The organism is Paenibacillus sp. 01T443, from assembly GCF_056398325.1.
The window spans coordinates 37,229-56,093 of sequence record NZ_JBFTPE010000023.1 but is presented as its reverse complement, the minus strand read 5'-3'; the positions used below and the strand labels follow the sequence as shown (position 1 = coordinate 56,093).

19 protein-coding genes are annotated in these 18,865 nt (G+C 43.7%); all 19 read right to left on the bottom strand.

Annotated features, from left to right (window positions below; genetic code table 11):
• Position 1 precedes the first annotated feature (1 nt).
• Positions 2-232, bottom strand: a complete 231-nt coding sequence (locus tag AC1DLI_RS28550) for a hypothetical protein (protein ID WP_477608207.1) — start codon at positions 230-232, stop codon at positions 2-4.
• The gene (locus tag AC1DLI_RS28545) at positions 229-1,389 is read right to left on the bottom strand and encodes a Ger(x)C family spore germination protein (protein WP_477608205.1); all 1,161 of its coding nucleotides are present in this window, start codon (positions 1,387-1,389) and stop codon (positions 229-231) included. The genes AC1DLI_RS28550 and AC1DLI_RS28545 overlap by 4 nt, the downstream gene beginning before the upstream one ends.
• 53 nt (positions 1,390-1,442) lie before the next feature.
• Positions 1,443-2,966 (bottom strand): spore germination protein, encoded by a 1,524-nt coding sequence (locus AC1DLI_RS28540; RefSeq protein WP_477608203.1) that lies wholly within the window; start codon positions 2,964-2,966, stop codon positions 1,443-1,445.
• A 176-nt stretch (positions 2,967-3,142) separates the two neighbouring features.
• A complete protein-coding gene (locus AC1DLI_RS28535) occupies positions 3,143-4,219 on the bottom strand; it encodes an NAD(P)H-dependent flavin oxidoreductase (RefSeq protein WP_477608201.1) in 1,077 nt (358 codons plus the stop codon).
• Positions 4,220-4,551: 332 nt separating this feature from the next.
• Positions 4,552-6,807: an ATP-binding cassette domain-containing protein gene (locus AC1DLI_RS28530; protein ID WP_477608199.1), complete on the bottom strand. Its 2,256-nt coding sequence runs from the start codon at positions 6,805-6,807 to the stop codon at positions 4,552-4,554.
• 202 nt (positions 6,808-7,009) lie between these two features.
• The gene (locus AC1DLI_RS28525) at positions 7,010-7,408 is read right to left on the bottom strand and encodes an SRPBCC family protein (protein WP_477608197.1); all 399 of its coding nucleotides are present in this window, start codon (positions 7,406-7,408) and stop codon (positions 7,010-7,012) included.
• Complete coding sequence (locus AC1DLI_RS28520) at positions 7,405-7,734, bottom strand: ArsR/SmtB family transcription factor (protein WP_477608195.1); 330 nt, start codon at positions 7,732-7,734, stop codon at positions 7,405-7,407. Before AC1DLI_RS28520 ends, AC1DLI_RS28525 begins: the two co-directional genes overlap by 4 nt.
• A gap of 388 nt (positions 7,735-8,122) precedes the next feature.
• Complete coding sequence (locus AC1DLI_RS28515; RefSeq protein WP_477608193.1) at positions 8,123-8,428, bottom strand: GNAT family N-acetyltransferase; 306 nt, start codon at positions 8,426-8,428, stop codon at positions 8,123-8,125.
• The gene (locus AC1DLI_RS28510) at positions 8,388-8,888 is read right to left on the bottom strand and encodes an AAA family ATPase (protein ID WP_477608191.1); all 501 of its coding nucleotides are present in this window, start codon (positions 8,886-8,888) and stop codon (positions 8,388-8,390) included. Before AC1DLI_RS28510 ends, AC1DLI_RS28515 begins: the two co-directional genes overlap by 41 nt.
• Positions 8,889-9,233: 345 nt before the next feature.
• Entirely contained in the window at positions 9,234-9,347 is a 114-nt protein-coding gene (locus tag AC1DLI_RS28505) for a monothiol bacilliredoxin BrxC family protein (RefSeq protein WP_477608189.1), read from the bottom strand.
• A 33-nt stretch (positions 9,348-9,380) separates the two neighbouring features.
• Positions 9,381-10,559: an MFS transporter gene (locus tag AC1DLI_RS28500; RefSeq protein WP_477608187.1), complete on the bottom strand. Its 1,179-nt coding sequence runs from the start codon at positions 10,557-10,559 to the stop codon at positions 9,381-9,383.
• Between the two features lie 71 nt (positions 10,560-10,630).
• Positions 10,631-11,188, bottom strand: coding sequence for a TetR/AcrR family transcriptional regulator (locus tag AC1DLI_RS28495; protein WP_477608185.1), 558 nt, complete (start codon positions 11,186-11,188; stop codon positions 10,631-10,633).
• 157 nt (positions 11,189-11,345) lie between these two features.
• A complete protein-coding gene (locus AC1DLI_RS28490) occupies positions 11,346-12,215 on the bottom strand; it encodes an alpha/beta fold hydrolase (protein ID WP_477608183.1) in 870 nt (289 codons plus the stop codon).
• Between the two features lie 466 nt (positions 12,216-12,681).
• Positions 12,682-13,998, bottom strand: a complete 1,317-nt coding sequence (locus AC1DLI_RS28485) for a DUF4179 domain-containing protein (RefSeq protein WP_477608181.1) — start codon at positions 13,996-13,998, stop codon at positions 12,682-12,684.
• Positions 13,925-14,527: an RNA polymerase sigma factor gene (locus tag AC1DLI_RS28480; protein ID WP_477608179.1), complete on the bottom strand. Its 603-nt coding sequence runs from the start codon at positions 14,525-14,527 to the stop codon at positions 13,925-13,927. The genes AC1DLI_RS28485 and AC1DLI_RS28480 overlap by 74 nt, the downstream gene beginning before the upstream one ends.
• Positions 14,528-14,664: 137 nt before the next feature.
• Positions 14,665-15,150 (bottom strand): MarR family winged helix-turn-helix transcriptional regulator, encoded by a 486-nt coding sequence (locus tag AC1DLI_RS28475; RefSeq protein WP_477608177.1) that lies wholly within the window; start codon positions 15,148-15,150, stop codon positions 14,665-14,667.
• A gap of 11 nt (positions 15,151-15,161) precedes the next feature.
• Entirely contained in the window at positions 15,162-15,935 is a 774-nt protein-coding gene (locus AC1DLI_RS28470; protein ID WP_477608175.1) for a pirin family protein, read from the bottom strand.
• A 420-nt stretch (positions 15,936-16,355) separates the two neighbouring features.
• Positions 16,356-18,080: a sensor histidine kinase gene (locus tag AC1DLI_RS28465; RefSeq protein WP_477608173.1), complete on the bottom strand. Its 1,725-nt coding sequence runs from the start codon at positions 18,078-18,080 to the stop codon at positions 16,356-16,358.
• The gene (locus tag AC1DLI_RS28460) at positions 18,077-18,847 is read right to left on the bottom strand and encodes a response regulator transcription factor (protein WP_477608171.1); all 771 of its coding nucleotides are present in this window, start codon (positions 18,845-18,847) and stop codon (positions 18,077-18,079) included. Before AC1DLI_RS28460 ends, AC1DLI_RS28465 begins: the two co-directional genes overlap by 4 nt.
• Positions 18,848-18,865: the final 18 nt, after the last annotated feature.

The window sequence follows — 18,865 nt, the reverse complement described above, 5'->3', positions numbered from 1 at the left end:
TTCATTGTTTTAAAATCGCTTTTCCGATAGGCTCAAAAATGAATCTCACAGGAACTGTTGTGCTTGGTATTTGAACATGGGCAAATAATAAAGAGCCTAGAATCATACATAATCCCATCGAACAACTGTATAATACAGCCGCTTTAAGCTGTTTTTCATTCATATACATCTGAATTTTATAGAAAGCCCAACCTAACAATAACATATCAAAAGTTACTATTTGTACGATCATTTTTCGATCTCCTTATCTCGCGATTCGAAAGAAGAATGTACCATTCCGGCTCCATTTATCGTCAGGCTAATTTCAACCGATATATCTGCCTCTGGAAACCGAGTATCCCATTGATTTTTCAAAATTGTCCACTTTTTTGGGTTTTGCTTATAAATTTCTTGGCCAAAGCCCACGCTATCCACTTTATATTTCTTTTGGATTTTAAATATAACATCTTGGACTTGTTTCTTGGCTTGATCTTCCAGTGCTTTTGTTATTAGCTTCAAATTCTTTGGTTCGTTGATATCCAAACCTGAATTATTCTCGACCAAACTTCCTAGACCTTTCAATTGAATCTTAAATTGTACAGAATCATGCCCAGTCTGCGTAATGATTTTGCGGTCAGCATGAGTTATTATCATCCCAACTTCCCCATTACCTTCTGGTAAATTTGCAGTGATTCGACCGTACTTCAGCTTGTCCGTCACCCACATCAGCCCCAATGTTTCTTTTATGTCTAATAACCCGGATAGTTTTAAATCTTTAAAAACGCCGGCGCCCGCAAAACTAAATAATTGCTTATGTGGATCTTTTGAGTGGTTATCGGTTTCAATTACCCCTACTACGGGATGAACACCCTCACTGTTAGATGAAATAAAAAAATCCCGTAATGTTACTGCCAGATCATCTCCCGAAATTTCCATTTCCCTCACCGCTTCGATGGGTACTTGCTTTAAAGGATAATTCATTTGCAAAATATTCTGTCCTTCTTCCCCTTTAACAACCATGAGATAGGTCCTTAAGCGATTTCTTGGATCATGAATAAAGATATCCAATGCACCTTGAATTCCATGCTTAGCTAAACGTTCACTAATAAACACAACGCTGCGATGAGAGTAGAACAAATGGCGTGAGCTTTTCTTTTGTAGTTTTTGATGAATTTCATTTCCACTCTTTCCCTCAGCGGATATAATGAAAAATTTGTCTCTCCCTCCGCTGCTCGTTCCTCCTTCAGTAGATGGCGTTGCGATTTGAAGGGAACATAGAATGTTGCCGTCGTCCGATAGGTCTAAGGCAGTCCCCGTTACAAATGCAAGATCATTCATTTCCATACGATCCCAACACCCGCAAATGATGACGAATGATACGAGAAGTATAATACATTTTAGTGTTCTCATCTCTAATCCCCAATCCTTCTTCTATACGCCTCCACCTTAACTTTCAAGAGCTGCTAATTCCGTCCCCATCTTGATTTGGTTTTTGTGGAATGGCGAAATTTCATCCAAATGGGTATCCTTATAAAAACATCTTTCAAGGCGGTCAACTTAAACGGAGAGATTGGTGAAAAATAAAGTACTCCGAAGGAACGAAGGGAGGTCACGTGTAAAATGATGCCTAGATATCCTAGAACAATACCATAGAGGCCCAGTACCCCCGCTAAGAATAACATTGGAAAACGAAGTAATCGGATCCCATTTCCAAAACTATATCGAGGAATCGTAAACGCCGAAATTCCAGTGATGGACACGATAATGACTACTGGAGCAGATATTAATCCCGCTTGGACCGCTGCCTGGCCAATGACTAAACCTCCAACGATACCTATGGTTGGGCCTATCTGTTTAGGCAGACGATTTCCGGCTTCCCGCAGCGCTTCAAATATGATTTCCATTAGTAATGCTTCAATCATCGCAGGAAAGGGAACCGGTTCCCTCGAACCAACAATACTCAGCACAAGATTAGTGGGTATCATTTCCTGATGGTAGGTCGTAATAGCTACATACATCGGAGGAGCAAATATCGCTAAATTGACAAAGAGGAATCGAATCCATCGAACAAAAGTAGCAATTGGCCAACGAATATAGTAATCTTCACTTGCTTGAAGACCTGCCCAGAACGTCGTCGGAACAATAAGGGCAAATGGACTATTATCAACAAGAACGGCTGCCTTTCCTTCGAGCAATTCAGCTGCCACCACATCCGGACGTTCTGTGCTATGGACTTGGGGAAATGGTGAATAAGGCTGATCCTCAATAAATTCTTCGATATACCCTGAATCGAGTACACCGTCCAATTGTATGGAATTCAATCTTGTTCTAACTTCGTCAAGTAATGTTTCCTGTACAATACCCTTTAGGTATGTAATGGCTATTCGGGTCTGGGAAAGCTCTCCTAGGGTAATATATTCTACCTTTAACTTTGAAGTCTTGAGTCTGGCACGTATCAGACTTATGTTTGTTGAAATATGCTCGATGAAGCCGTCCCTTGGGCCGCGTATAACCGGCTCGGATAACGGTTCATCAATACTTCTTTTGGATGAACCTGGAATTGAAACCGTCATCACATTGCTGCTGCCTGTCATTAGAATGGCGGCATAACCCTCTAATACGTTACGAACGGTATCTGATACTTTTGTAGAACTGTTCGTGGTACCAATGGAGAACATCTCAATTTTAAGATCTCCTCCATCCATAGGAATATCCCTTGTTAAGCTTGTTAGTATTGGTTTAATTACAAGCTCATCAAGCATTTTTGTATCAATCAAGTTATCTATGTAAACAATGAGCCATTGAAGGTTATGGTTACTTTCTATCTTTCGGTATTCCAAGTCAGAACAATCTTGAAATGTTTCTTTTAAAATCTTTTCGTTTTGCTCAATATCCGATGTAAACTCTTTGTTATTGTCGTTCTCCTGATTAGTGCTTTTCATAATTTTTTCGTATTTCTTAAATTTACCACTATTAATTCTTCTCATGAAAGCACCTCCAGATTGACAAATTCGATGATGTTATTTTTTCCAAATAGAGAAAAACTATCCGGATAAATACGATTTCGATGATATTCATAAGTCCATGTAAAAATAAAGACGCCTTCTGTCCATTTATGGACCAGAGGCGTCATTTTAATCCGGTATATCTCGATTCGTCTTGATTAATCAATTAATACCCTAGCCTGCGTAATGATTTCGTCTACAATTTGCTTGGCTGAATAATCTGCTGTCAACATACGAGTTCCCTGACCTGACCACAATGATAAATATTCCGCCTGTTGCTGCTTTCCCGCGGCATTTCGGATATCACGAGTTATTGTATTTTGTGTTGGAAACGCGAGGGGGGCTACTCCGCTTTCTTCCCATTTCTGAATAAAGGTGTTTTTTATTCCACGAGCTGGTCTTCCCGAGAATGCCTTGGTAAGCACAGTACTTTCTTCATTACTCGCAAGTAGGGCATTTCTATATGCGGCATTCGTTCCGGATTCTATGGCAGTCAAAAAACGTGTACCCATCTGCACACCTTGGGCACCTAGTATCAACGCGGCGGCAAAACCACGGCCATCCATAATTCCGCCGGCTGCGATAACTGGAATCGTTACCCTATCCACAATTTGTGGAATAAGAGCCATTGTACCTACATTCGCTCCCATCGGGTGAATATCAATTGCAAAAGTACCGCGATGGCCTCCAGCTTCGCTACCCTGAGCGACTATTGCATCGCAGCCTGATTCTTGCGCAAGCAGAGCTTCTCGGACAGTCGTCACCATTGTGATTACCTTAAGTCCAGACGACTTTGCAGCTTTCATTAAATGAGCCGGTAATACACCGAAAGCAGTACTGATGACGGGTACACTCTCTTCTAGCAGCACTGCAAACTGCTTCTCGAACCAATTTGGAGTATGCACTTCGTTTTCCGATGCGATTGGAATGCTAAGTTGATTACGCATCTTGTTCAATTCGCTCTGAACCTCTTGAATTCGCGTGTTGTCATCACCATCTCGAGTAACAAATAAATTGACTGCAAAAGGCGCTGCGGTGAGTTCTCTAATCCGACGAATAGCCACACGGATTGCTTCTGGCTCCATATATGCCGCCCCTAATGTTCCAAGCCCGCCCCCCTCGGATACTGCTGCCGTTAGTTCGGGCGTGGAGGGCCCACCTGCCATTCCAGCGAGAAAGAGCGGATAACGAATTTGGAATTGTTCACACAAAGTGGTTTGTAATGTGATTTTCATTTGTATTATCACTCCATCTTGATATAATCTGCAAGCCGAGAAGCTACGTAGGCTTAGACTGTGTTATTACCCTCAATGTGGCTGCAATCAGAATTATCGTGCATGCACATACCCGCGATAATCTCAGCCTTTTGATCACCTAAATGCGATTTGAAAAGAGTAAGAGCGCCTCATTAATGGTGTTGGGTTTCGCACCCTTGAACAAACCCATTATACAGAGACGCTCCTTATTTACAAAGGCCATTTCTTAACTTTTACGGAATATTTAGATTAACGGCTTTACTGCATATATGTTATCTTTACAACAGGATCGAGGCTGACGATTCTGCCGGCTACATCAAGTATCTTCCCGTGATCGACTGCTCCGCATGGATGATCTGCGGAGGTGTGCCCTCGAATACCACTTGGCCGCCCTTGCTCCCTCCGTCCGGTCCCATATCGATGATCCAATCCGCTTGGCTGATCACATCGAGGTTGTGCTCGACGACGATCACCGTATTGCCGGCATCCACGAGTCGGTTCATGATCTCTAGCAGGTGACCGATATCTGACATATGTAGGCCGGTCGTCGGCTCGTCCAACACGTAGATGCTGCCCTTCTTATGCAGCTCGCTTGCCAGTTTGATGCGCTGGCATTCCCCGCCCGAGAGCGTGCTGAGCGGCTGGCCGAGTGTAATATAGTTCAGACCCACATCACTCATCGCCTGGAGCTTGCGCACAACCTCTTTTAGCTGAAAATAATCCAATGCCTGCTCCACAGTCATCTCCAGCACTTCTGCAATTGACTTGCCGTTCAGCTTGTACGCGAGCACCTCTTCCTTGAACCGTCTACCTCCGCATACTTCGCATGGCAGCTTCACGCTCTCGAGGAATGCAAGGTCTGTATACACAACACCCAGCCCTTGGCAGTTCTCGCAAGCCCCCTTGGAGTTGAAGCTGAACAAGCCTTGGTTAACCTTGTTCGCGGAAGCAAACGCCTTGCGCACATCATCCATTATGCCCGTGTAGGTCGCTGGATTCGAGCGTGTTGACACTCCTACCGCAGATTGATCGATGACGATCGCATCCGGATGCTTACTGAGAAATACTTCGTTAATCAACGTACTCTTGCCCGAGCCGGCAACACCCGTAACGACTGTCAGCACTCCGGTTGGAATATCTACACTCACGTTCCGTAGGTTGTGCAGTGTAGCATCCTTGATGGAAAGCTTGCCTGACGGCTGCCTGCAATCGTGTTTCAGCTGGAGCGGCCGTTTCAAATGGGTGCCTGTCAGCGTACCTGCCTCCAGCAGACCTTGGAAGCTTCCTTCATACACGATGGTTCCGCCGCGGCTGCCGGCGTGCGGCCCGACGTCGACGATATGATCCGCTAATTTGATCACATCGGGATCATGCTCGACGACAATCACGGTATTGCCCTTGTCGCGGAGCTTCTCAAGCAGTTCATTTAACCTGTGAACATCACGGGAGTGCAAGCCAACGCTGGGCTCATCGAAGATGTAAGTGACATCCACCAGACTGCCGCTCAGATGCTTTACCATCTTGACACGCTGCGACTCGCCGCCAGACAGTGTATCCGTCTCACGGTCAAGCGTCAAGTAGTCAAGTCCGATATCCACCAGATGCTGCAGCCGCTCCGACAGCGATTTGACGACCGGCGCGGCAACAGGATTGTCAATCTCCCGAATGACGCGGATAAGTTGTCCGACCTCCATGGAGGACATTTCCGCAATGTTGAGTCCATTGATCCTGCAGCTTAGCGCGGCCTGACTGAGTCTCGCACCGCGGCAGCTGGAGCATGGACCCTCGGAAATGTACGGCACAACAGCTTTTTGTGTACGCTCGGACTTCGTCTTCACATCCTGCTTGATGTATTTGTTGGAGAACTTCTCAATAACGCCTTCCACTGTAATATTCGTTGCCTTACCGGCGAAATCCATCTTAACTTTCCTTGCCTTGGCGTACAGCAGTTGCTCCAGTTCCTCATCTGAATAATCGCTCAGCTTCTTGTCGAGATCAAAGTCCCCCGATTGCACGAGCAAGTTCCATTCCCAGCCGTTCACCGAATAGTCCGGCAGCATTATTGCCCCTTCATTCAACGACTTTGACATGTCCAGCGCCTTGCTCATGTCGACGCCCAGCCTGCGACCGATTCCGTTGCACTCGGTACACATGCCTTGCGGATCGTTAAACGAGAACATGTGCGCTTGTCCAACATACGGCTGACCCACTCGGGAGAAGAGAAGTCGGAGAATGGGAGAGATATCGGTAATCGTGCCCATCGTGGAATGCGAACCGCCGCCCAGCCGCTTCTGATCCACAATAACAGCCATGCTCAGGTTCTCGATCGCGTCCGTATCCGGCTGCGGAACGCGGGGGAGGAAGCTGCGTACGAACATGCTGAAGTTCTCATTCAGCAATCGCGTGGATTCTGCGGCGATCGTATCAAAGACGATCGATGACTTTCCGGATCCGGATACCCCGGTGAAGATTGATATCTTCCGCTTCGGAATGCGCAAGGATACGTTCTTGAGATTGTTTTCCCTCGCACCTGAGATCACGATATACTCCTGATTAGATTCGCTCATGATTAACATCCTTCCGATAGTGTTAGTTCCTACTTATATTCACATGCGAACTTGACCCCAAACGACAAGAACTTGTCAGATTGTCTAAAACCGGCTGCAAACTCCATGCAGCCGGTTTATGTTGATTTGGGTCAAGCAGGGTTCAACCATCGTACCCTTTCGTTTAGCATTGGTGAAGGTGATGTTTGAGACCCGAATGCGGTTATTGTGCCAACAACTTTTCAARCTCGCCGCTCCAATTACTCCAGCCATACCTAGCGCCTTCGAGTCCTTGAACATTCGAGAATCCGGTTTGGTCAAGATGGAGGTTAACCTTTCCATCCCCTAAATCCTGCAGCGTCCAGTTGACCGTGTGCTTCTCCTCTCCAACGGCCCATGTATAGGATAACCCAGTTGGTGGATCCACGATAAGCACTTCGCCGTCAATAATTCCATCCCAATATTCGTTCGGCTGAGCGCGAAATTGAAAACGGTGACCTACAACAGGCTTGAAATCATTTTCCAAGACCCACTTGGCAAGCTTGCTTGAATCGGTTAAGGCGGACCAAAGCTTCTCAATCGATGTCGTGTACTGAAAATCCAATTCTAATTTTAAACTCATTCTTCTTCCTCCTCTAATAATTGGCTCAAGCGCAGCATATTCGTACTCCAAAACTTGCTGTAGGAAGCCACCCAATCTTGAATTTCTCTAAGTGGAGAGGCATTTAACCTAAATCGCGTTTCTCTGCCGACTTTTCGGTCAAGTACCAGTCCGGCCTCTTTAAGGATTGTCAAATGCTTGGATACCGCTGTACGGCCCATTGGAAACTGTGCCGTTAACTCATGAAGCGGCACCTCTTGCGCTTCCGCCAACAGACCGATCAATCGACGCCTGGTTGGATCTGCAATCGCGTCAAACACATCCCGCAACTGGTTGTTCTCGCTCACAACACCCTCTCCTAAATATTATTACCTAGGGACAGCCATTAATGTCACAACCTCCTTAAAGTATGCGGCACTTCTGACGTAGCGCCCACGAGGCGAGAACTCCTTAGTTGACACCATTTAGTGTCGCTTTAATCATAGGTCACCATTTGGTGTCGTGTCAATAGCGATTTTATAATCCACATGAATACTGTCAGTCAGCTATATGTGTCAACTATTGATGTATTTAACTTTTCAAGTTCTACACTAACAATTGTTTTCCACGTTAAGATAAAGTTTTCATCTATACACGAACTTCATTAACTAACCCGCCAGTTAAAAGAGAAAAGGCTGCCATGCGGCAGCCTTGACTTTATTGAACTAGAGTTAACCGTTAGTTCGAAAAATTAGCTTATAGGTTTAACTTCATAGTCCACGAAGTTCCCGACATTCCAAAATACTCAAATCCAAGTTTTGTATATAGACTAACCGCCAAATAATTATCTGGGTCCACGCTCAAAGAAAGTGAGTTGTAACCATCGAATCTAGCTTGTTGTATGATCTCTTTCAGTAGATTCGCCCCTATTCCCTTTTGTCTAAAATCAGGAAGTATGGCGATACCTATTTCAGGAGCTTCACTATCATATTTTAACTCACTACAAAGTAAAGCTGTCCGGCTAAGCGTACTGAAGCACCCAATCTTTAATCTGGGAAGCAACCTCGGTTACATTGGTGCTTGTTGTATCTACAATAGGCATAGGTGGAGTATAGGCGGTATCTGCATTTTCGATCAGCCATTTAGCAAAGCTCTTATAGTCCTGAATCATATTTTCGGGCCAATTCCTAGCGCGCAGCCGTTGTTCTCTCGCATCATCTTCACAATGTAGGTTCAGATAATAGACGTGACTGAAGTAATTAAAGTCGGCACATTTCTCCATGTCCCAAGTCATGACGGTCCCACACAAGATAGTCATAACACCGCTCTCTGCAATATCACGTGCAAAACGAACATATACATTTAATGCTTTCTGCCAATCTTCATAATCAATGAATCCCCGCAAGTTGTCTAGATCAAAAGCCACGAATCCCGGCATGATTTTCCTAAGCTCATCCAATACATAGGTTTTACCCGATCCGCTTGAACCCGTAACGACAAATAGAGGCCACTTTTGTTCCATTTACATGCTTCACACCTTTGTTTTAGTGTTTGTATTTCTTCTAACTTATTTTCCAGGATATTATATCAAGTTAACAAGGTGGAGTTTCTTTATAATCAATTTTTATTATATAAAGTGGATTCCAGAGAACTGTCATTTAGCGCAGCGAGGCTGCCGTGCCCTTCCCCATCATCTAGACGATTTTCACCCGGCGTAAAAAAATCTGATTTTAGTTGCGTTATCCTGCTCGTTAGCATAAAAAAATGAGCAGGCCGCTGCAGCGCCTGCTCATCGTTCTGTGCTATTCAACTAACATTACCCGTTAACTTAACGCTCTAAGGTTAGTTTGAGACAGACTCTCCTAAATTAATCTAGCACTGCTGTCAAATGCGCTTTCGTAACCGACCAGTAGGAGGCAGCCCAGTATTTGGCTTTATCCTTGATGTAAATCATTTGCGGGGATTCGTGTTTGACATTCAAATCCTCAGCTTCCTTTGCTTAATAAGATGGTGATTATTGTGATGTACCTTTAGAATAGAAACGATTAAATTTGACTGAATAAATTAACACATAGATAACGATTATCGCAGCAAACGAATTTAGAAGAATCAACGAAAAGTTCAAACTAAAAAATCGAGTCAGTACTCCGACTCCCACAGGGGGAACAATGAATCCGGAGTATGCGCATAAGTAAAATGCCGAAATGACTCGCGGACGTTCTTCCGGCTTCGGCAATTGGCTGGCAAACCTTAAAGAAACTTGAAACGTCCATCCGGCGCCAATTGCTTGAATACATATGCCTGCCCAGAGTAAAAATAAACTTGCTGTCTGACCAGAAAAAACAATAACCCACGATCCAATGATAAGCAACAGGATTCCTATACGCATCCGTGTAACGGGATTATGCGGCCAAGGAAAGAACTGCATTAAGGCTCCCCCGCCTAGAAGCACCAGAATTAACAACCCTGAAATAGAGAGATTGTCGGTGTGAATAACGTTCTTAGCAAAAGTAGGAATAAGAGAAAATACAATTCCCCCTAGCGTGAAAAGAGTAAAGATCGGAAGTCCGATAAAAAACCAAAAATGGGAACGAATATTGTCGGGAACACCGAGCGAAATCTTAGTTTTAGCCGGTTTCTGCGCTTGTGAATCTTCGTGCTTTGGTAACATTTCTAGAAATATCAAGGAGCTCAATAACATGACGAGCAGAAACCAAAACGGCAAACGAAGTGGCTGAAAATGTACATATTGCACGATTAAACCTGAAATGGCTGGGCCCAGGCCAAAACCAATGTTTACCGTTACTCCTGATAACTTGATTGCCTTACTCACTTTATCGTGAGAGGTTTGTTTTAATAAAAAAGCGCTGGCAGCACCTGTAAAAGCGCCATAGGCGATGCCTTCCAAAATCCTTGCCGCATAAAGCATCCAGACGTTGAGACTTCCTAGAAAGAGCAATGTCGACGCAATGGAAATCCATATACTGAAGCGAAGAACTCTTTTCAATCCCCAGGCGTTCCCTCTGGCTCCCACGACAAGCAAGGTCGGCAGCAGGACAGCCGCATAAACCGCAAATAAAATGGTGATTTCCAAACTGCTTAGCCGATAATGCTCCCCATATAAAGGGAATAATGAGGAAATAAACGTAGCTCCGCAGGACATCATAAGAACAACCCAAAGCATTCTTTTCATTATAGTAGTTTCCTTTTCGCATGTTATTTTACTTACTAGTTGATAAGTTTAGGTCGAAAATAAACCGTCTTTTAACTTTTAATAAGACGGATTATCTGATTCAGAACTTGGGATAATACATCCTTTCCCAATGTTCGTTTATATTGCTGGGCACCTTTAATACATGACAGAATGGTATAAGCTAGTGCTTCAACATCATCTGATTGTTGAACAATATCTTCATTATGCCCTTCTGTAAGAATACTTATTAAAACCTTTACTTCAAACTGGCTTACCTGCTGTACTTTTTGCCTAACAGTATCTGGTAAGGAAACAAAATCAGATTGTAGAGACGATATTGGACATATCCCTTCCCCGCACATTTCATTTTGTCTAGTAATGAAATGCATAAGCTTCTCTTCTACTGTCATCGTAGAATTATTAATAAATATTAAAAAATTCTCTAAATTTATTTGTATCCGTTCAGTAACGGCAACTCCTAAATCCTCCTTTTTTTCAAAATGGTAATGAATGCTTGCCTTGGTTACGCCCAATTGTTTGGACAAATCATCATAACTTATGGCGACATAACCTTTTTCACGAATAAGTTTTAGCGCCAGGTCTAATATTTGTGTTTTCCGATTTTCCATAACTGAAATATAACTTACTAGTAGATAAGTGTCAAGCCTATCGGAGCAGAATTCTCACCCACTCCATTTCATTGGAGTCCAACCATACCGCAACCTTCATTAATAGCAGGAGCGGCAATTCGAATTGCCGCTCCAACTTTATAAGGTCTGAATATGCTTACGCATTTCCTAACATAACCGCAGCGACTTGATCCGGAATATCGATTTGCAACCAATGACCGGCCGGTAGAACGTGCAAGGAAGTACGTTTCAAGAGCAATTGGAGATGCTTCGCAATGCCGTAGTTGAGATAGGGATCGGTTTCACCCCAGATCAGTTTGACCGGGATATCGAGCGCCCACATCTTGTTAACGCGCTTCGTATTTTTGGCTAGTTCTTCGAATAACTGAGACGTCATTTGCGCGAACGCCGGACCGGAGCTCGGTTGATTTCTGAAATTGCCATCGATAATCGGGCCCAAAAATTCCGAATAATATGCCTTTTGGTCTTCTGTCAGATGCTCTTGGAATTTGTTCCGTTGAAAATTAAGCACCCAAGCGAATTGTTCCGGGCTTCGCAGAATGGCTTGCGTGAGTGACTTCAAATTCGTGGTCGCGAATAGTTCGATCAACTCCGGGTATTTTGCCGTTGGTGATTCTGCATAGAAGGCATTGAGAAGGCAGACGGAATCGACATGCTCCGGATGCTCGATCGCATAGTTGACAGCCGCGGGACCGGATGAATCATGCCCCACCGGAACGATTTTACCGAGCTCCAAGCTCTCGACTACCGCATGGAGATCGCCCAATTGCTGCTCGAAGCTATATCTTGCCCCAGTTGGCTTGTCGGAAGCGCCAAAACCGAGGAAATCGAATACGACGACTCTTCTGCCTCCTGCAACTAGGTGGGGGACCAAATCATCGTAAATATGCAAATTGTCTGGAAAGCCGTGCATTAGCACAAAGGCAGGTCCGGTACCTGTGTAATCTCGCGCATAGATGCTGCCCTGTCCGCGGTCGATTCGATGCTCTTTAAAGCTCGTGTTCATTGTGTTTAACCCATCCTTCTAGTTCATTGGGAGAATATCATCATTTGAACTGCTGTTTTAATATTACTTATTATTTTTGTTGCAGAATTTGCAGCATTGCATGTTCAACATTATAAAGGTGGAAAACGAAATCTGTTCTCATTTTTACAATCCCCTTATATTTTGGATTTTATATATTTTAACCATGTAACTGCAAATGATTCCGCAGTAAGTGTTGAGTCAATATTTCGGCATAAGGGCCATATCCATTTTGTTAAGGAATCCGCATTACGGCTTCTGAGCTAGGCGGCTCACCGAAGAAAGTCTGTGGAAAGTCATGTATTTACAAAGAAAAAGGCAGAACATTTGGTCGCTAAAGCATGATCAATCTCACGCTCTATGCCAAAAGTCATGCCTTGGATGATATGGAACGACTGTACCTTCTTGTCTGAATATATGGAGCGGTTGTAACAAGCGTATAATTTTATTATTTGCTATCTACAGGAATCGATATTGTCTTGTCGTAGGTTTTAATATAGTGAAACCCGTCCAGCAGCAGGCTTGTCGGTTCCTCCGTTGTGATAAAAGAATACGTCTGCTCCCACAGGATATTACCGTTTTTCAGATCCCACGGGCGTGATATGGAGATTGATGATACGGGAACTACGATACCACCAGCCTGTACGGATAAATTTTCCGTTTCCAAGATTGTAAATTGTTTTCTGGCGATAACGATATCATAGCCTGTCTCGGTTTTTGTGACGCTTCGAATCCATACCTTTTCATTGCCAATTTTAATGGATTGATCTGATGGTGTGGCTAGGGAGATGGGTTCTTCTACTCTCTGATATCCCGCGAAATTTTCGAGTACAAGATCAATGGTCTCCAACTTGTCTGTTGGAAGCACATCAAATTCAAGTTCAAATCCCGGGATGCCCTTTTCAGCAAAACGATCCGACCGCATTCCCCATGCTTTTACTTCTGTTCCATTCACATAAAGCTTTGTTTTACCTGGAAATATCGGGTATCCCTCATCAGCCATTTCAAAATATCCCTTCACGATGGTTGAAGTTGGTGATGCCGTAATGGAGTCATAGTGAACAGTCCCCTGATCGACAGGAACGGATTTTGAAATGTCCTCTTCTAGCATACTGTTCATCGCTTTATTCGCTTCAAATTTGAAGGAGATTGGATAGGATGCCCTTTCCCCATTATCTAGCCACTCACTGAATGTAACGGTTAATGTTCTGGAGAATGGACTAACGGGTTCGAATTTATATACTCCCTCGTACTGGGTCTCGTCTTTGCTATAATTGCCGCTACCTTCTTTCGGATCTGAATCAGTTAAGAACCCTTGCATTTTACCTACGTTGTAACGAATTGAACTATTGTCAGTAAATACGGAGCCTGCGGTTCGATCAATGGTGTAGTACATTAACAATGCGTTATCGTCCGCAATAACCCCATTAATAGTAATGACAGTGCCGTCATCAAGCGTTTTGCTTTTGTTGACCTTTTGTCCGTATCCTTGCTCCGCCACTTCAGAAAAGCTTAGCGATGTCAGCTCAATTTTATTTAACAGCTTACCTCCGTAATAAGCAAAAGCAGGATATTGATAAGTTCCGACAATCAGAAGGAGTGCTGCAGCTGATGATACAGCCCATGTCATCGCTCTATTCGTATTTCTTTTCTTTGTTGGGACATGCTCAAGTGCATTTCGTAGTCTGGCCTCAAGTTCTGTCGGAGCCTTTATGATATTCAAGTTCTGTTTGTGCTCCTGTAATCTCTCCTCGATCGTTTTCATAACGATCACCTCCGATCATGGCTTTTAGTTTTTGTATGCCTTGCGAAATTCTTGATTTGATTGTGCCCACCGGTGCACCGGACATGTCAGCAATCGTCTGATACGGAAGATCATGTACGTAACGAAGTTCGATCGCTTCCCGCTGCCGCGCATTCAGATGAGAGAGCAGCACCTGCAAGTCCATCTCAGACTCTGTATAGCGATATGGATTTTCGTCAGTTAATGCAGCAAGTGATGGTTCTCGCTCGTCTTCCAGTGGAAGAAATCGTTCATTTTTACGGAGTATTGTTTTGCAACGATTGACGAGAATGGTTTTGCTCCAGCTGTAGAAGGCTTCGTCTTTTTGCAATTGATCCAGCTTTTCATAAAGCGTAACAATCATGTCTTCCATGGCATCCATCGTGTCATGCTCATTTCTCATGTAGCTGTAGGCAAGACGATAATAAGTGTCCTGTTCGGCTATGATTAGTTGTAATAAAGCTTCCTTGTTACCTTTTTTTGCTTCTTTGACAAGACGACTTACATTCATGTTCTCACCCCTTTTCATAGATAAGAGTTCGCAGAGGTTATAAAAGTTCATTATGCACAAAAAAAACCTCCGCAACCAAGTCACAGGGAAGTTATCCTATCCCTTTGAGGTTGCGGAGGTTTATGAAATCAATAAAATCAGAAAGGACTAGATCTATCTTCATTTGCATTCTCTTGATGACTTTTGATACCATACCCGATTTTCTTAAGTATTGCAATCAGCTCGAGCTTCTCCTTATCTGTAGCAAATGAAAGATTGTCAGAGATCGTCTGAACATGTTTGGGGAAGATATTATCAAAGTAGCTTCTTCCTTCCTCAGTCAATGTCACATTTGTTTTGCGTCGATCACCCGGAATTGGAAGGCGTTCAACGAACCCTTTCTTCTCCAGCTTATCTACCACATAGGTGATACTCCCGCTTGGAATCGAGAAGGTATCGCTTATTTTCTGGATGGGCTGCGGACCTTTATTGTATAGAAACTCAAGAATTTGGAAGGTTTCCATACTGAGTCCAAAGCTGTCAATATCACGTTCTAAGCTCCCGTACAGCTCATTCACCATGTTTTTTATTACGCGTATTAGCCTTAAATCAAGTGCCTTTCCCTCAGCATCGCGTTCAGTCATTTTTAACCACCTTATTTGGCTTTATTATATAAAGGATACTCGACATTTGTAGGCACTTCAATTAGAAAGATTCGAAGCTTCTCTCCTTCAGCACGGATGTTGATTACTCCCTCTTGTTCAGATTGAACAATTGCAAAGTCTTTGTTCTTAAATGAAACGGCATCTTGTCCCGAAGTCCAGAAGGAGCCGCCAGTGCCTCTAATCGCCAATCCGGCAAGCGTCCGGTTCGGCAAAAGTTGATGGACGTACGACGAACCTGGTTGAATCTCGACGTCTAACATCCGCGCATCTGCGACTAGTTGGAGGACGGGGGAGCCTTCTCCCAATATCGTTTTAATATTCACTCCATCCTGGCGAATCTGAGGGAACTGCTCGTGCTTGAACAGAGAATAGGTTGGCACTCGCCTAACAGCTTCATTCAAGTAAGGCTCAAGCCAGATTTGAAAACTCTCAAAGCCCGCATCTACGCTTTCGGCATGTTGAATACCCGATCCCGCTTGCATGACTTGAATATCACCTGTTCCAAGGATGCTTTCGGTGCCTAGCGTGTCTTTGTGAAGGCCTTGGCCGTTAATTCCATAAGAAATGATCTCAAACCCTTGGTGAGGATGAAACCCGATTCCTCCTTCCGACTCTGCATGCCCCCAAGCCCAGTAAAATAGCGGTCCAAGCCTAACCGTAACTGCCCCTTGCCCCGAGAAACCTAGAGGTTTCTGCGCACTTATTTTGCCGCCGTCGAATTCTTCTTTACCTTGATGTTCAGGCCCTAATATTTGGATGTTCATTTTGAACAACTCCTTTTCTCTTTGTGTGTTCCGGTTCAAGTATTTGCATTTATCCCCTATCAGTTTGCTGAGGGAATGTAATTATAGCTCCAGATTTATATCCTATAATTATTTAATCTAATAATATTTAATATAATACTAGAGTATCTGTTTGTCAACATGCAAAAGAAGTATAAACAGCTATAATAAGAGCTCATACCAAATCTGTCTCCAATATCCACTTTGGAATTCCTAACTTTTGCCCCGATCAAACGTTTGGAAAAACACAAGAAGCCAAGGAGCCCAAATATGAGCTTCTTGGCTTCTACAAGCACTTGTTTTTTTTTCACTCTGACGATTGACGATTCGTTCTCCAATGCTCCCTGCCTTCACGGCTTCATCTCCTTCTTAAGATTTGGAGTATGAAGTTGCAAGCTGACTTCAAGGTTCTGGTATCACAATCGTTACAGTCGTTCCAACTCCCGGAATGGATTGTATGGAGACGCCATATTCCTTGCCGAAGTAGAGCTTAATGCGTTCATCTACGTTGTTGATGCCGACACCGCCCAATCTGGGCAGGGATGATGGCTGTTCGATGCCACTAGCCAACCTGCGCAAATTCGGATCGAAGCCGACGCCATCATCCTTAACTACGAACATTATGTTTCCATCATCCGTATAGTCGCATGAAATCTCAAGCAAGCCGGAACCATCTTTTTCCCGAATGCCGTGATAAATCGCATTTTCAACGATTGGCTGCAAAATGAGCTTCGGAATTACATTGACGGACAGAGCCGTATCAAAACGTATCTGATAATGAAGCTTTTCTCCATACCGCTCCTTTTGAATAAATAAATATTGGGTGACATGGTTCATTTCATTTTCAATCGTTGTCATTTCACTTCCGCCGCTTAACGACAATTGAAAAAATTTGGCCAATGCCTTTGTCGTCGATATGACGCGTTCACTTTCGTTAAATTCAGCCATCCAGACAATGGTATCCAATGTATTATACAAAAAGTGAGGATTAATTTGGCTATGCAGCACGCTCATTTCATAGGCATGCAGCGTTTTTTCCTTCGTTTCGATATCCTGCATCAATCGGCTCATCTCCGAAACCATCGTATTGAAATGCTGAGCGAGCCCTTGCACCTCCGTTACTCCGGATTCCGGGACGGTCACTTCCATCGTACCTGCCTTCACCTTCTCCATCGCTTGCTCTAATCGACGAATCGGCCGTGTAATGCTTTTGGCAATGAAGGGGGATACCGTTATAATAAGCAGCAGCAGTCCAACGCCAACAATTGCGAACGATCGAAGCAGCTGATTGCGTATTTGCTCCAAGCCATCCAGAGAACTGACACCGACCAGCGTCCAATCGGAATTTTTCAGTTGCGTTTTATTCACAAACAAATTTAGCGACTGATCGAAGCCTTCCATAGACATGCTGATCTTTCTTAGTTGCGCCTGCTTGACCGGATCACTGAAATAAGCGGGATCTTTATGATAAACAATTCCGCCTTTGCTATTAATGATGTACGCAAAGCCTTTGCTCCCCAGATCCAAATCGTTTAAGTAATCCTCGATGCCTTTATATTCGATATCCAGCAAAACAACACCTAGGTTTCGGTTGTTCTCATCTTTTACTTCCTGACTCATCGAGATGACCCATTTATCCTTGTCCATCGAAAATTTCTGCATCCTGGCAGAAGTGAGCGCCGGGTTCGTACTGTTTATCGCTTCGACATACCAAGGCTCAGTCATCATATCAGAAGAACGCTGCATATTCAGTTTTTTTTCATTCGACAGTACGTATCCATCTTTGCCGATGACAACTACGGATTTAATGTATGAATCGGACATCAACACAGTATTGATGAATTGCAGCTCGTCGTTGGCTCCGTCTTTCGTTGGCGAGGAAAGGGTCTTGATCGTCTGGGGATTATTTGCAAGCAGCGTAGACAATACATTTAGACGATCAATATACATTCCAACTAAATTGCCGCTCTTTGAAACCGCCATATTTGAAGATTGAATGGATTCATTCAGCACCACTCGCGAAACTCCGACATACAAAACAGCGCCAATAATGCCTATCGTCGCAATGCTGATCAACATATAAACTAATGAAATTCTAGATTGCAGAGAGCGGGGAAATCGCTTCACGATTGTTTGATCCTTTCCCGGTATTGCTGAGGAGAAACCCCGAATTTTTTCTTGAAGGTGGCGCTGAAATAATTTGGGTTATCAAAGCCTACGGCAGATGAGATTTCATATATTTTCAAATCGGACATCAGTAGTTGTATTTTTGAACGCTCCAATCGAACGACCATCAAATAATCCTGAAATGAGATATTGAATAATCTTTTGAACAGGACGCTCATATACCCTGCGCTAAACCCTTTCTGATCCGCCAGAATAGCCAAAGAGAAATCCGGATTAGCTATGTTATCCTCGATGATTTGGGCTATAGTTGCTTTGTTGTCGGATTCATCTGTTAATGGCAGTATCGTTTTATAATCACTAATAAGGCTCTGCAGCTCAAATTGCTGATGCTCGCTTTGTAGTTTTTCCACTAATTTACGCAGAACTTCGTACACATCTTCTTTTGAAACCGGTTTTAGAACATAATCATCGATGCCAATTTTTAAAGAGGTAACAGCATAATCATAATAGTCATATCCAGTGATAACGGCAATCTTGACATTAGGCTTTAATTCCTTGGCTTTTCTCGCAAAATCCAACCCATTCATCTTCGGTATATTAATATCCAACAGCACGATGTCGGGAAGATGAGCAAGGAAGAGTCTAAGCCCTTCCTCACCGTTACCAGCTTCTAGGATTTCCGTGATGTTAAACTTCTCGAACGGCACAAACCGTTTGATTCCTTTCCTGACCAGCTCTTCATCCTCGATAAGGAGCAACTTATACATCGATTCATACCCCTCAAA